The following is a 13,923-nucleotide window of genomic DNA, read 5'->3' as shown; positions in this document are numbered from 1 at the left end:
AACATTGATGACGCTTCCTCGCTCCCGATTCAGAGCTGTGAACAGCAGCCCTGCCAGACGAGCACGAGGAAGACCCACAAAGGAAAGCGCCTCGGTGAAGAACAAAAAGCCGCAGGCCGGGGCCACTTCTACGCTTGACAGGCCCGGCCCTCATGGGTGGGGTGCTGTCATGGCCGCAGCTTCGCACCACGGCACGTGGCGCCGACACAGGTTATCGATCCGGCATGCACGATCATGCGCACCACCAAATCCAGGAGACTGACACTGGTCCCAGTACCCGCGCTTCGCTCGGCTCTCATACGTTCCTGCCCCTCGTGACAGACACTGCCGAATGGATCACCCAACTCGGAACTCGGCTCTTGCGTGCGGCCTGTCTCAAGAGGAAGATCCTGGCGATCAAGGAGGCGTGATGCTGCGGTTCATGGACTGGTCCGTAGTCGCGTTGGGATGTCTGCTCGTTCTCGGAAGTCTCGGCAGCCGCTGGTGGGAACGCATCATGGTTTCGAAGGGACACAGCCCCGACCAGGGCATCCGCTTCTTCTGGACCTGGTTCCCTCTCCTCATGGGCCTGGGAATGATCGGCGCCAAGGTGCCCGGCCTGTTGCACGCACCCCACCTGGTCGTCGAACTCATTGACGCGCTCAACTTCGCGCTGACCATCACGGTTCTGTTCTTCGCCCTCCGGTCGGGGCGCCGCATCTTCCGACGGCGGGGCACGGTGTGACAGCCCCGAGGTTGGTGCTTGCGGGCTCCGTTTCGGTATCCGCCCGACCGACTGCAGTCCAGCAACAACAGCAGCCGACTTTGCCCGGCCCCAAATCGGCGGTCCGCTACGAGGCCAGGGTGCTGGTGACTGCCATCAACGCATGGCTGTGACAACACACCCGTACCAGCCTTTCGATAACCCGTTGCCGAGGAACCGATCGGCCAGCTAGGTTCCCCAAGCCGTCCGCGTTGTTCCGGACCGGCACTGTCGACGAGGAGGTGTGCAGCACATGCGCAGGAGTGCCCAGCAGTTGAGCCCGTGTACTCACCTTTGCCACCACCTCACGACGGAGACGCCTTGTCGCTTCGCATCACCGCATTGACCGACCCCACTCACGCACCACACAGCCGGCGTCTTGCCTGGCTGGCGTCCGACGCCGATTCCATCCCTGTCGGGACGGCCTTTCTGTGCCTGTTCACCGATCCCGGTCGGGAGCACCTGGCCGAACTGACCCTTGGTGTCCATCTCGCCGAGCGACGCAAGTACGTAGGTTCCCGACTTCTCGACGCCGCCGTGACCGCAGCCCGGAACAACACCCGACGCTGCGTCATCGCGCAGGCAGAGGCCGGATCGCCCGGCGACCTCTTTCTGGCGGCGCGCGGTTTCCGTAGGGTCCTCACCCTGCGGTACTCCCGTTTGTCACTGGCCGACGTCGACACCGCCGCCCTCACCGAGATCATTGAGCGTCCGCATCCGGGCTACCGCTTGACGTCTTGGCATGGGACCGTCCCCGACGGCCTCGCCCAGACGTTCGCCGCCTCACGCCGCGCCATGGACGACATGCCCATGGACGACACCGACTACGGCATCGTGACCTGGGACGTGGACCAGGTCCGGGCCGCGGAGGAGGCTGTGGAACAGCGCGGCGACCACCTGCACACAGTCGTCGCCATCGACATTTCAAACGCCTCGATCGTCGGATTCACCGAACTCGTCATCCCCGGCAGCGGCACAGGTGACGGCCAGCACTACGGCACCGGCGTGCTGCCTGAACACCGAGGTCACGGCCTCGGCCGATGGATGAAGGCCGCGTCGATCCGACATGCTCTCGGGCACTATCCGGACCTCGGTGGCCTCGTGACCGACACCGCCGACAGCAACACGCACATGAGACACATCAACGAAAGTCTCGGCTACACACCCACACACTCGACACACCAGCACCAACTCGGCCTCTAGCGGCGCGGGGACGGGCCGGACCTGGGTATCACCTCGCCCGGCCCGTCGGCGCGTTCGATACGCGCCTGGCGAAGCTCGAGTGCGTGCGTGCCACCGAAGGGTGAGCAGAGCACAGGCCCTCCGAGCCGATCTGGGTGGGTTCTTACGCGGTGGGGAGGCATGCCCATAGATGCACGCCTGTAGGGGAATGGGGCAGGCGCTCGTGCGCTGGAGGGCGTATTACGAGCACGTCGTGCCGTGCCCAGGGGCCGTGCCGTCGAGGAGGTACGTGTTGACGACCCTCGTTGCGCAGCGGTTGTAGGGGTAGGACCCGTGGCCCTCGGCCCGCACTGTCAGCAGGACGCCAACCTCCTTGCCCAGCTCGCCCACCATGCGCTTGGCGCCCGGGTACGGCGTCGTCGGGTCGCCGGTATTGGCGACGACGAGGATCGGGGGAGCACTGTCCGCGCTGACGTCCGGGTTGGCGCGCTCGCCTTTGAACGGCCAGTCGTAGCAGAGGTAGACGATCGCGGACCAGGCTTCGCCGAAGATGGGGGATGCCGCCTTGGTCCGCTTGATCATGTTCTCGGCTTTGATGAATCCGGGGCGCACGTTGGAGTCGGCGCATGTGATCGCGACAAAGGCGGACACGCCGTTGCCGCCGGAGTTCTCGCTGCGGGCGCTGACGCCGGCCCAGGGCCGGACCCGGGCACCTGGGGCCTGGTCGTACGCCTTCTGCAGCAGCTTGCTGCCGGTACCCCGCTCCATGACCTCATTGAGCGCCATCACGAGCGGCCCCCAGCCTTCCTCACCGAGATCCAGGTAGTTCGCGATGGCGTGAGCGGCGAGATCTCCGTCGAGTTTCTCGTCGCCGTCGGTGGGTGCGGGCTCTTTCTTGACCTTGTCCAGCAGCTCGATGACACGCTGGTCGGCCTGCTCGGGATCGCTGCCGGTGGGGCAGTCGTCGTACGTGTTCGCGCAGTGTTGCGCGAAGCGGTCGAAGGCGAGTTGGACGGCCTTGACCTGGCTGATGTTGCCCTGCAGGCGATCCTGCGTCGGGTCGACGGGGGCTTCGAGTACGAGTCTGCCCACGGTCTTCGGAAACAGGTGGGCGTAAACGCCGCCCAGCTCGGTGCCGTAGGAGACGCCGAAGTAGTTCAGCTTCTCGTCACCGAGGAGATAGCGCATCAGGTCCAGGTCGCGCGCCGTCTGCGATGTGCCGACGTACGGCAGGAGCCCACCGGAGTGCTTCTTGCAGGCGTCGCCGCCCTCGAACTTCTTGTCCCCGCAGTTGACGGGGGCGGTCCCGCCCACGCCTCTCGGATCGAAGCTGACCAGGTCGTAGCGCTCGCCCAGCGGTGCATAGTCGGCCGCGTACGTGGGGAGCCCGATGACGCCGGACCGGCCGGGTCCTCCGAAGTTGAGGAGGAGCGACCCGATCCGCTCCCGCTCCGGTCCTGTGGCCCTTTTCCGGATCATGGCGACGTCGATCGTGCCGCGGCCGGGCCGCCGGTAGTCCAACGGGGCCTTCATCGTGGCGCACTCCCAGCCGTCGCCCGGGGCGGCACCGTCACCCTGTGCCGCGGACGGCGCCGGACAGGCCGACCAGTCGAGCCGCTGACCGGTGGTGAAGGCTGCGGGCAGCCCCGATGGCGGGTTCGTCGCCTTGGCCTCGACCCGGCGGGTCGCCGCGCCGCCCTTGGCCGCTGCGGACGGCCCCGAGCCCGAGCCCTCGATGACATCACACCCGGCCCCTGCGGCCACCACGACGGCGATGGCGAACAGGCCCGCAGCAGCGCGTCGGCCTAGAGCGGCGGACAACACGACAAGCCGCGAGCGACCACCGAACCTGTCCGCTTTGTTACGGAAAGCCCAGGCCAAACGCCCTGAGCTCCACATGCGCGTGCGCACCCGCGAGTCCCCCTGCCCCTGGCCCATCGGAACGGCATGCCGCTCAAACATTTCTACGCTGTACAGCGAGACGCGGTGAGCCCTTCGTATGGTTCACCCGCCCAGGGACGGCGGGTGTGGCTTTCAACCTTCTGCCACTTGTGGCTTCCATCGAGGGGCCGCCCGGCGCCCACGACGACTCGGCTGCCCATGAGGAACTGCGAATGATCGCTCCGTAGGGATCCGCAGGGAATCGACAGCAAGGTGGTCTGTGGGAGGCACCAGAAGCAACCGCACGGAGGCACCAGATGGCCGCGATCTGGGCCGACATCGACGCAGGAAAGACCCACCACCACTGCGTGGCGATCCAAGAGCGGGCGGCCAGCGGCCGCTGTCGCGACGCGTCGCCTACGACGAGCCCGAACTGCTCCAACTTCTCGCATACGGCCGGCGCTTGGGCCACGAAGTGACCTGGAGCATCGACCTGGCGGACGGCGGCGCCGCGCCGGCCATCGCCCTTACGTACCGGCGATGACACCATCTCCAACCTCGAGATCCTCACCGATCGTCGCATGGACCTCGTCGCAGACCGCACCCGCACCATCGACCGCCTTCGAGCCAGCTCACGGGTATCTTTCCCGGACTGGAGCGGCCACAGGATCTGACCAAGGCTGACCCGCTCACCTTGCTGACCTGTTACCGGACTCCGGGCGCCATCCGCCGGATCGGCGTCAAGCGGCGGCTGGCGACCTGGCTGCGTAACCGTCACGTCGACCACCCCGACCGGCTCGCCGAGACCGCCGTCCAGGCCGCCGAACGGCAGCAGACCAGTCTGCCCGGGGAGACGCCGGCCGCGGAACTGGTGCACACGTCGGCGACCCGCGCGGCGTACCTCGCCCTGAAGGCTGCACTTCACAGTTGCCGTTACCTGGGGCCGGCTTTCGTAGCTTGGGAGGGCCCTGCGCTCATGACGGCACTCCGCGACTGAAACACTGTGTGGCTGAGCGGTCCAGGCGGGCCGGACGGCGTGTGGAGACGCGTTGAAACTTGTCCCGTTGGCGGCTGCTGCGCTGGCCGTCACGTTGCTGTCTTCTTGCACCATGGAGGACAGGATGGCGTCCCGTCCGGCAGCAGTGCAGCGCCACTCCCCGACTCCTGCGGGCGCTCCCAGGTGCGCCGTCGACTCGTACCGGTGGTCAAAGGTCACGGTCCAGATGGTCCTGGCAGGCGCGTCGGATGCTGAGGAACTTGAGCTTCCCGCCCACGGATCTGCGACGCTCAAGCGCGAAATCCGGCCGGTTCATCCGCTCGTGGCCGTGATGACGGCCGGGGCCATGAAGGCTGGGGCAAACCCCGGGATGCTGTTGCCTCACTTGAGGAGAAGACTGGGGAGGGTTTGGGGCAGGTCGGGACCCAACTCAAAATCCCGGATTCCGACGTGCACTTCACCGTGAAAATCCTCAACGAAACCGCTGTTCCCGCCCGAGGGCGCTTCCTGAGAGTGGCCATAGCGAGACGGGTGACCGCCGCGTTCTCCGTCCACTGCACCACAGGAAGCGTGCGAGGCGAACTGACTACGTGGGCGAAGGTCCCCATGACCGCCACAATCCAGTGCGGGATCACCAAACGGTTGGACACGGCCGGCAGAGAAGCCGAGCGCAGGGCCTGCGCCGCGTAGGCAACGGCGGCCGACAGCGCACTGGAACCGGCGCTGTGCCGTGACCCCGAATGCCGCTCGTCTACGCGGCGCATCTTGCTGGCAATGCATACGCAGCCGGACGTGGCTTCCAAAAGGCGGATCCGACCCGTGCCATATCCGTGCCAGAACGGACGAGAACTCACAGGGAATCCATGGAAGCGCCGACGTCGCGCAGAACAACGATTCCCGCTTCAAGTAGACCGGGGACAAGTTGCCGATCAATACAGCAGTGGAGTAACCATCGCAGTCCAGTCATGACCCATGGAGGCTTCGACGCGACCGCTATGACCCTCGCTGACTATCCATAGAGATCTACGGATCAGAAGGGCGTCATTGCGGCTACGAGTCGTATCGGCGGGCAGGGCCACGGGTGATGAGCCAGTAGACGAGGGCCGCTGGCGGGCAGAAGCACAGAAGTAGGATCAATACCCGCGAGTCCGTCTCGGCGGGAGACTGACCTGATGTCTTCCCCTCCACCGGTAAATCCGCGGAGATGGCGCCGAGTTGCGAGGCGGTGGCTGCCTGGTATGCGATGGCGACGCGTTCTTCAAGCTCGGATAAGGTCAGTCGGCCGACCGCGTAGTGGTCTTTCAGACGGTCCACAACTTCATCGCGGTCTGCGTGCGAGACTTTGATCGCAAGCTTGTCTTGGGATTCTTCAGCACGGGTCATCTTGGCCTCCGGGCGATGGCGTGTTGGACGATGGGCGATCGTGCAGGTCGACCACCGTGATGACAACCCGGGTCCAGACTCCCGGGGCGTCGTGGTTTCCGAACCGAGAGGCAAGTTCCTCGATGCGCCCGCGTAGCTCGGCAAGTGCCTCGTCGGTCAGCCGCAGCGCACCGCGATGCAGGTCAACCTCTCGCCGCCGGCCGGCCTGTCTGGCTTGGTAAGCGGCGTTGATGTCAGCCCGGGTCGCGTCGAGCATGGAGCCAAGGAACGCCGCCTGCTCTTCTGGAGTCGCACCATCCGCTGGTGGCTCGGTAACCGCGGGAGCATAGACCCGTTCGACCTTGCCCCGTGCCAGCGGCCGGTATTCGGCGATCTCGATGAGCCCGGCGCGCTCCAGCTGGCCCAGGTGGTAGTAGAGCCGATCAACTGGCAGCCCGACGCAATCGGCAAGTTCGCGAGCAGACCGCGGCATCTCCCACATGGCCTCCAACAGGCGGATGCGCAAGGGGTCCGCCAGCGCCTTGTGCACTCCATGCCACCGCCGGGACGAAGAGGAGGAGGCTTCCGCACTCATCGACGATCAATCCGCATGTTGAAGGTGACTCCAGTCATTGGAATTTTCTACAACGATCTGCCATGCAGCGACAGTTCGCAAGAGAGGCACGCCAGATCCGTGGCACCCAGAGGGGAAAACATCAGGCAACATCGCGCTGACCTGGTCAATTGACCTGCTGGTTCGCCCAGGCCAATCCGGCGCCGAGCCGACCAACTACTCGCAGCGAACCGGGGGTCCGCCAGCCCAGGTCCGAGTCGGGACCGGTGATCTCCAGCAGGACCGGGTGCTCGCAGCGCACTCACCCGACTTCGCACCTCTCACGGATGGTGAGGACCACGGCGGCGCAGCTACCTGGGCGCGACCAAGAAAGCGCGGCCACGGTCAAAACAGCGCCTCCGGCGGGGGATCGGCCGGCAGCGGGATGCGGGGGCCGCCGCTTCTGGCCGCGGGTCCGTAGTGGCGGGTAGCAGAGTGCTCCCATCCCGCACACCATCGCCCCAGGCAGGGCCAAGCAGACGCGGCCCATGGCGTCCAGGTCGTTCGTGCAGTGGCGCGCTCCACCTGGACACCATGAACCACGCCCGCTCCACGGTGTGTGGGTCGACGACGGACGGGACGGGAACTGGGGAGAGTGGTGGGCGGGTGGTCGAGATACAGTGCGGGCCATGGACGAGCCTCGCAGCAAGGTCATGGGCGCAGGAACCGATGCTGCTGTCCACGGACGGGCGTTCGCGGGAAACCGCTAGCCTCGACGCGCGCGGGAGAGCTCCGCGGAAAAGGAAATTATGATGCACAAGCGGCGAGGGCTGACCATAACGGCCTGGCTTCTGGGGACCTTGGGGCTGCTGCTGCTCGTCGGGTCCGTCACGTTCTCGGTGGCCAGCTACTCCACCGCCACGGTGTCGAGCGACAGCATGGCGCCCACGTACACTATCGGCCAGCGGATCGTGTTCGAGCGGGTCGGTGGGGACGATGTCCGACGGGGCGATGTGGTGCTGTACACGGCGCCGGAGCGCTACCAGTTCAACGAGAGCGTCATGCAGCGCGTCATCGCTGTAGGCGGCGATCACGTCTCGTGCTGCACGGGGCTCGGGACCCCTCTGGAGCGGATCACCGTCGACGGCCGGCCGCTCGACGAGCCATATGTGAAAGACGGCGTCGCCGACGGGATGCACCGCCCCTACGAGGTGACGGTGCCCGACGGGCGACTCTTCTTGCTCGGTGATCACCGCGTGAACGCGCGGGACTCTCGCTTCTTCACCTCGGACCACGGCGGTACGGTGCCAGCCACCGCCGTGCAGGGCCGGGTGATCGACAACTACACGGTTCCGGTTCTGCTCGGGGTGGCCGCGCTGCTCGGGCTACTCCTCGCGCTCGCCGGGCTCGGCTTCGGGATCGCCGCGTGGGCCGTACGGCGGCGAGTGACTCCGCCGCTGCCACCGTGGCCCGTACAGGCGTAGCGGGCAGCTCAGTTGCCGGCGGCCGGCCTGGTCGTCTGGGCTTCGCCTCGGAGCCGGGTCGCCGCCTCCGCCTCGCTGTAGATGTCCCGCTCCAGGTAGACGAAGTTGCCCCGGTTTGAAATACACCGATGGACTTGCGGTCGGGATCCGTGGCTGGGCCGTCTCTGGGTCGTCCGGGGGTGGCCGATGACACCAGCGTCTGACACCAACAAGCGCGAACAGCAGCGGTCGGCGCCGGACCTCAGTGGACGATCGGCCGAGGCGCAGGCCCAGTTGACCGACGCCGACGGTCCCCTCTGATCGACCTGATAATGATGAGGCCAGACCTGAAAATCTCGGAGCCACGGGCCGTCTCGTTACGCCAGGGCCTTTGTCCGATCCCGTCGCTGGGAAGCGGTGTAGCTGGGGTGGCCATCGCCCGGATTCGAACCGGGGTTTCCGCATCGGGCGAACCCGCGTGCCGTGTCCTAGGCCGCTAGACGACGCATGGCCAGACGGAACCTATCCACTTGCATGATGGTGCATCCACACATTTCCTCCCCCGGGGCCGCAGGCCTGCCGGGTCGCCCAAGACCCCAGACCCGTCCGTCTCAGTTCCCGTCTCATTCAGCCTCGTTCACAGCCGTTCAGACGAGACCGTCAGCAGGTGTTGCCGCCCGCGCCATCCGCCCATGAACGCAGGTGAACGCCCCGGACACGGCCCACAAAAGCACCAACACAGTTGGAAAGCGTGTTGGTCCGGGGCCCGAAGGCAAGCCACGGTTACAAAACGAGTGCCGGCGCCCGGTCGATCGTCGAGGATGCCCTCATGAACAACGACCTGGTGGCGTTCCTCACTGCGCGCTTGGACGAGGAGGCCGACCTGGCCCGGCGCCTCGACGGGGCCGGATGTTGCGGGGAGTGGACCGCCTCTGGGGACACAGTCGACTTCTGCCAGGTGGACCTCGCCGGCTTCCATCCCACAGTCGCGCAGCACGTGGCCCTGCACGACCCCGCCCGCGTCTTGCGTGAAGTCGAGGCCAAGCGACGCGTGCTGAGCCGTCACGCGCTCAGTCCCGCCGAAGGCGACCCCGAGCGTCCCTGGGATAACCGTGATGACTGCCAGTTCGACGGCGGCCTCTGGCCGTGCGACGACCTGCTCGACCTCACACTCCCTTACCAGGACCACCCCGACTTCCCCGAGCGATACAAGCCGAACCGAGGAACCGAGGAACGTAGCGGCACCACAAGGGCACCAGATAGAGCGAGAAACAGCGGGGAATCACAGGGAAAGCAGGAGCAGTCGACGGAGCCACACCCCTAGGGTTCGCCCAGATCAGCATCCGAACCAACCGTAAATGATCTCGGCTTCCTAAGCTGAGAGCCCGGCATCTACCCTTCACTCATGGCCGACATCGAGCTTCCGAGGGGCTTGGTCGCGTTGCAACTCGACGTATACGCAGCTCGGCTGAGGCTGATTGAGCATATACGGGCGAACGGGCCCGTGCGTGACTGGAGCCCTGACGCCGATGCTGACGGAGCGGATCTGCAACACGCCCACGAGGTGAGTGAGGCCGTTCTTCAGAAGACGATCGATGAGAGCGGCCTGGAGCGGAAGCACGGCCGGCGCGCTCTTCGCCGAGCACTCATGGCGACGGCCGCACCCCAGATGGCAAGCCAGCCCGGAACCACGCCGGACCGCACGTGAGTGTCTACGTGCGTGACAACGCCGACGAACAGCGACGCACAACCGCGGACGCCTGCGGACCGCCGCAGCAGGTGAGAGACATACCAGCGCGAGGTCGAGCGCCCAGCGAAGTTCGTTCGGGACGAAGAGGTCCGCTCTTCATCCGCCACGGCCGTTGTCAGGCTTGATTTAGCCTCACCGGTCAGAGGCAATTGCAGGACCAGGCGTAGGCGATGAGTAGGGCTGCCACGGCAAATGCAGCGGCCGCTACGCCGGCCACTCGGCCGCGCCGTCCTGGCATAGGGGCACGAAGCAGCTCCCAGCCGCCATAGCCGAGGAAGACGAGCAGGGCACCACCAACACGCCCCGTGACGAGCGGGCTGCGCTCCCATCCCCAGACATAGGCCAGAGCCAGACCCGCCACGGCAAGGCAGGCAACCATCGTCAGCGCTGCCTCTCCGAGAAGCTCTCCCAGGAGCTCTTTCAAGAACGAACTAACGCCGCGGATCACGCGCAGGACCCGACTCCGCACCGCGGAAACAGCCACACTCGGGCGAACTGCATATCGGGGTCCTTCCGTACCCCCGCCCTTACAAGGCAGTGTATCTCTCAACGCTGAGCGCCCTCCCGGGCCGTCCTGGGGCCGTGGAAGGGCGCTCAACGGTGACCGACCTAGACAACTGCCGACAGCTCAGCAGCAGGTCAGAGCGTTGATCGATGAGGCGGCCGCACGTCACGGCCGCCGATGGTCAGTTGTGGCTGTGCAGATCACGCGGCGTCGATCTGAGCGGCCAGGAACACCGCTGCCACCGAGGGGCGGACTGCGTACGTTGCACCCGCGCTCCCCTCAGGAGCCTCCCACCAGTAGAAGGGAAGCCGCCGCTCACTGTTGCTGTGTCCCTTGCTCATCCCGGACAGCACCCCTGCCACGCGCCGCGCCGGATCACTCTCGTTCGGCCCGCCCAGGGCCTTATCCACCAACTCCGTGCAGTGGATCCCCCGGCCAGGGTTGCGCAGCAGGTACTCGAACACCCGCCGAGCCTGCGGCGCGAGTTCGGCCAAGAACATCGCGGCGCGCTCCAAGTCCGCCGGACCCCATTCCGAGGCTCCGTAGTGCCCCGCTTCACCAGAGTGCTTAGCCCATCGTGGATCAGCCTCAGTCAGATACGCCGTCATGCCCGCCCCCAAGAGTTCGCCCTGGCGTGTGTCGTTCGCACCGTACAGATCCGCCAGGACACTGCGTGTCGAATCCGTGTCGAAGTTCTACCGGCAAGCAGCTCAGCTGAGGAAGAGCCACAGGTCAAGAGGAGGACGGGACGCAGCCACAGAGCGCCTTCTAAGCGCTTGGCCACTCGGAACGTCCCATAGTCGTACCGCATCGGGCCGTCAACCACGGTCAATGACGGTTCGCCGCAGTCGAGATGCGCGAGTGGCCTGGGCTGTTGCTAGAGCCCGCGTGACCTGGGCGCAAGGGCTACCGCGTCCCCCGCCCTTACAAGGCGGACGTCTCCGCCACATGAAGAGTGCTCTGCCGGGCCATCGTCGGGCCGTGGAAGGGGCGCTCAACGGTAACCAATGCCGACAGCTCGGCAGCAGGTCAGGACGTTGGTCGATCAGTTGTTGCTGAACTGGAAGCACCGCGAATGGCCGGGGGGCAACGCGGCCGATGGCAGGCCTCAGTTTGGCCGCCAACCTGGGTGGCTGTCGCATATGACTGACATCCCCGGATGAAATCAACGATGGTGGCCAACGGCGAGCGTATCCGGCTCCTCGCGGTCGCCATGAGTAGCTGGCTGCCCCCGGTCACGACCGCCCGACCGACTCCTAATGCGGTGGGCAGACGCCGTTACCGCCGACGCAGTGACGGCAACGACGGCGGACACCAGCGGCACTCAGCAGCCCGGCTCGGTGCCGGCAGCGTGTTGGCTGACCGTCACGCCACCATGTGCCCGCATCTTCTGAGCACTTGGCCGCAGGTTGCGGCGGTCATTGAGTCGGCCGTCCCCACAACAGGTGCCGGGGGCGCCCGAGGCGAAAGCCGAACCGGTGGGAGTAAGAGGCGGCTCGCGGGGTGGTCGTACGAGCGTGACGCGCGATCGGCGTCCTGAGTAGTCCCCACCGGACCTCGGCTGTACAGCAGAGGAGTACGGCAACCCCAGCAACCGGCAGCGCCCCCACACCGGCCCTCGCGAGCGCCCGGCAGCCAGTATGACCTTCAATGACCGATCTATGTAGAGCTACCGATCAGAAGGTGTGTCCGTGCCCCATTGTACGGGCAACCGCGGGGAGCCATGGTGGCGAGCAGGCGTCACGTAACAGCTCGGCTCCTGACCGTTGTGCCTAGGCAGGACCGTTCACCTGCACCAAGGCTGTGGGATTCGATCCCACGATTTCGTCCCCATGCAATTCGACCACCCGCTCCGGCCCCACTCTCCAGTGAAGCCGGACCGGGCTGGCCACTGGGCAAACGCGGAATCCTTCTATCCGAACTCTCCCTCGCGGACGCCGTTGCGGAACGCTGCCCATTCCTCCGCAGTGAACCGCAGAGAGGGCAGGTCTTTCCGCCTTGAGTCACGGATCGCAACGGCTCCGCCACCAAGGTCTGCTACCTCTACGCAGTAAGGCCTGTCCATGCTCCTGCTGCTCTTGACCCAGCGCGCATCCGTCAGGTCAAGCGTGTAGAGTTCAGCCTTCTTTGCAGTCATCGGACTATCCCTTCGATGCTCAATCGAGCCTCACTAACCACCATCACCCCAGGTCAGCAGACGTGCAACTGGCAAAGCGGGAGCCTTCAATCGCCGTGACTGCCTGCCTTCGAACCGTCACGGCCAGGTGCCGGGATCGTGTACTGCAACCAGAGGGGCAGCCTGTCGAATCCGTGTCGAAGTCCGCCGCGGAGCACTGAGTTGAGAAGAAGACACAGGTCAACAGGAGGATAGGGTTCAACCCGCAAAGGGCTTCGAAACGCCCTGGGCGGTCCAACCGTCACATCGATGGCACGGGCGTCCCGACCCGGCTTGCCAGGCTGACGTTCCCGGCTCCTCCGTCCCCCAACTGGTACTCGAAGCAGGTGACGCGACGTCGCCGACAGCCAGGCGTCCGTCGTCCAAGGGGAGTTGACCGTCAACACGGTAGTGAACGCAAGGTTGGCGCTGACGGAGTCGCCGAGGTCCTTGAAGACGCGCACGCGAACGGGCTCCGACTATGCCCGGCCGCGAACGACGGCGACCGGGCAGTGCGCGTGGTGCAACAGCGCCTGGCTCACCGAACCCAGGAGCATCCCGGCAAAGCCGCCGCGCCCCCTGGCTCCGACGGCCATCAACTGAGCGCCGCTGCTCGCCTCGATCAGGACCTCGCGGGTTTCGCCGCTCAGAACTTCCTGTCTGACAGTGACGTCCGGGTACCTCTCCCGGCGACCGACGACTGCCTGCGCCAGCAGACGCTCCGCGCTCTCCACGCCGGTACCGGCCGGCGCATAATCCGGCAGCCACGCATGCGCGGCAATGATCTCCGCTCCCCGCAATGCCGCCTCGGCGAAGGCGAATTCGATCGCATTCTCACCTTCGGGGGAGCCGTCGACGGCCAGCACGATCGGCCCGGCGTCATCCGGTTCCTCGCTTACCACGATCACCGGACACTGACTGTGGGCGGCCAGGGAGACCGCCGTCGAACCCAGCAGCATGCCGACGAAGCCCCCGATGCCCCGGCGGCCGACGACCACGAGGTCCGCGTCTCGCGATTCGGCCACCAGCACCGGTACCGCACCGCCGGTCTTCACGGTATCGGTGACCTCCACCTCTGGCGCGACACTTCGAGCTAGCTCCGCGGAGTCGTGCACCAGGCGGTTGAACGGCGACGGGTCCATCGGCGCATACATGGGCCCGACCGGCCAGCTGAAAGCGTGCACCACACGAAGCGTCGCACGACGCCGCTGGGCTTCCCGGACGGCCTGTACCACTGCCGCATCACTCGACGACGAGCCATCCACTCCCACGACGACCAGGCTGCCCACTGCTCCTCCATAGTCACATCAGCCTTCGCTTCCCCATGAGCCGC

The 13,923-nt window shown here is 66.0% G+C and carries 12 protein-coding genes, 1 tRNA gene and 1 pseudogene; 7 read left to right on the top strand and 7 right to left on the bottom strand.

The genetic code is table 11. The features are described 5' to 3' along the window. Window positions 1-409 precede the first annotated feature (409 nt). Window positions 410-724 (top strand): hypothetical protein, encoded by a 315-nt coding sequence (locus ABZ904_RS41735; protein ID WP_361829323.1) that lies wholly within the window; start codon window positions 410-412, stop codon window positions 722-724. A gap of 339 nt (window positions 725-1,063) precedes the next feature. After that, window positions 1,064-1,945, top strand: coding sequence for a GNAT family N-acetyltransferase (locus ABZ904_RS41730; RefSeq protein WP_361829321.1), 882 nt, complete (start codon window positions 1,064-1,066; stop codon window positions 1,943-1,945). A 219-nt stretch (window positions 1,946-2,164) separates the two neighbouring features. On the opposite strand, the gene ABZ904_RS41725 is transcribed toward ABZ904_RS41730, so the two are convergent. Beyond that, window positions 2,165-3,748, bottom strand: coding sequence for an alpha/beta hydrolase (locus ABZ904_RS41725; RefSeq protein ID WP_361829319.1), 1,584 nt, complete (start codon window positions 3,746-3,748; stop codon window positions 2,165-2,167). Between the two features lie 596 nt (window positions 3,749-4,344). Between ABZ904_RS41725 and ABZ904_RS41720 the strand changes: the two are divergent. Together ABZ904_RS41720 and ABZ904_RS41715 are read left to right on the top strand one after the other, a co-directional pair. Beyond that, window positions 4,345-4,466: pseudogene (locus tag ABZ904_RS41720) on the top strand (transposase); the annotation flags it as partial. A gap of 33 nt (window positions 4,467-4,499) precedes the next feature. Continuing rightward, complete coding sequence (locus ABZ904_RS41715; RefSeq protein WP_359401614.1) at window positions 4,500-4,802, top strand: hypothetical protein; 303 nt, start codon at window positions 4,500-4,502, stop codon at window positions 4,800-4,802. Window positions 4,803-5,852: 1,050 nt separating this feature from the next. Here ABZ904_RS41715 and ABZ904_RS41710 read toward each other — a convergent pair. Continuing rightward, complete coding sequence (locus tag ABZ904_RS41710) at window positions 5,853-6,185, bottom strand: DUF1707 domain-containing protein (RefSeq protein WP_359401510.1); 333 nt, start codon at window positions 6,183-6,185, stop codon at window positions 5,853-5,855. Further along, window positions 6,172-6,714, bottom strand: coding sequence for a winged helix-turn-helix domain-containing protein (locus ABZ904_RS41705; RefSeq protein WP_359401513.1), 543 nt, complete (start codon window positions 6,712-6,714; stop codon window positions 6,172-6,174). The genes ABZ904_RS41710 and ABZ904_RS41705 overlap by 14 nt, the downstream gene beginning before the upstream one ends. A gap of 815 nt (window positions 6,715-7,529) precedes the next feature. On the opposite strand from ABZ904_RS41705, the gene lepB reads away from it, so the two are divergent. Further along, entirely contained in the window at window positions 7,530-8,201 is a 672-nt protein-coding gene (lepB, locus tag ABZ904_RS41700; protein WP_361829316.1) for a signal peptidase I, read from the top strand. Window positions 8,202-8,609: 408 nt separating this feature from the next. Here the strand turns inward: lepB and ABZ904_RS41695 are convergent. Next, a tRNA-OTHER gene (locus tag ABZ904_RS41695) sits at window positions 8,610-8,693 on the bottom strand. Between the two features lie 316 nt (window positions 8,694-9,009). Between ABZ904_RS41695 and ABZ904_RS41690 the strand changes: the two genes are divergently transcribed. Both ABZ904_RS41690 and ABZ904_RS41685 read left to right on the top strand, forming a co-directional pair. Then, the gene (locus ABZ904_RS41690) at window positions 9,010-9,504 is read left to right on the top strand and encodes a DUF6221 family protein (protein ID WP_360993679.1); all 495 of its coding nucleotides are present in this window, start codon (window positions 9,010-9,012) and stop codon (window positions 9,502-9,504) included. 81 nt (window positions 9,505-9,585) lie between these two features. After that, window positions 9,586-9,888 carry a hypothetical protein gene (locus ABZ904_RS41685; RefSeq protein ID WP_360993682.1) on the top strand — a complete coding sequence of 101 codons (303 nt, stop codon included), beginning with the start codon at window positions 9,586-9,588 and terminating at the stop codon, window positions 9,886-9,888. Between the two features lie 747 nt (window positions 9,889-10,635). Here ABZ904_RS41685 and ABZ904_RS41680 read toward each other — a convergent pair. The 3 genes from ABZ904_RS41680 to ABZ904_RS41670 form a co-directional block, all read right to left on the bottom strand. After that, window positions 10,636-10,950, bottom strand: a complete 315-nt coding sequence (locus ABZ904_RS41680) for a DUF6416 domain-containing protein (protein WP_359401522.1) — start codon at window positions 10,948-10,950, stop codon at window positions 10,636-10,638. Window positions 10,951-12,347: 1,397 nt separating this feature from the next. Next, window positions 12,348-12,572 (bottom strand): DUF397 domain-containing protein, encoded by a 225-nt coding sequence (locus ABZ904_RS41675; protein WP_360993686.1) that lies wholly within the window; start codon window positions 12,570-12,572, stop codon window positions 12,348-12,350. Window positions 12,573-13,069: 497 nt separating this feature from the next. Beyond that, entirely contained in the window at window positions 13,070-13,879 is an 810-nt protein-coding gene (locus tag ABZ904_RS41670) for a universal stress protein (RefSeq protein WP_360993689.1), read from the bottom strand. Window positions 13,880-13,923: the final 44 nt, after the last annotated feature.

Origin of the sequence: Streptomyces sp. NPDC046900, from assembly GCF_040644975.1 — a bacterium.
GTDB lineage: Bacteria > Actinomycetota > Actinomycetes > Streptomycetales > Streptomycetaceae > Streptomyces.
This window is presented reverse-complemented; position numbering and strand designations above follow the sequence as displayed.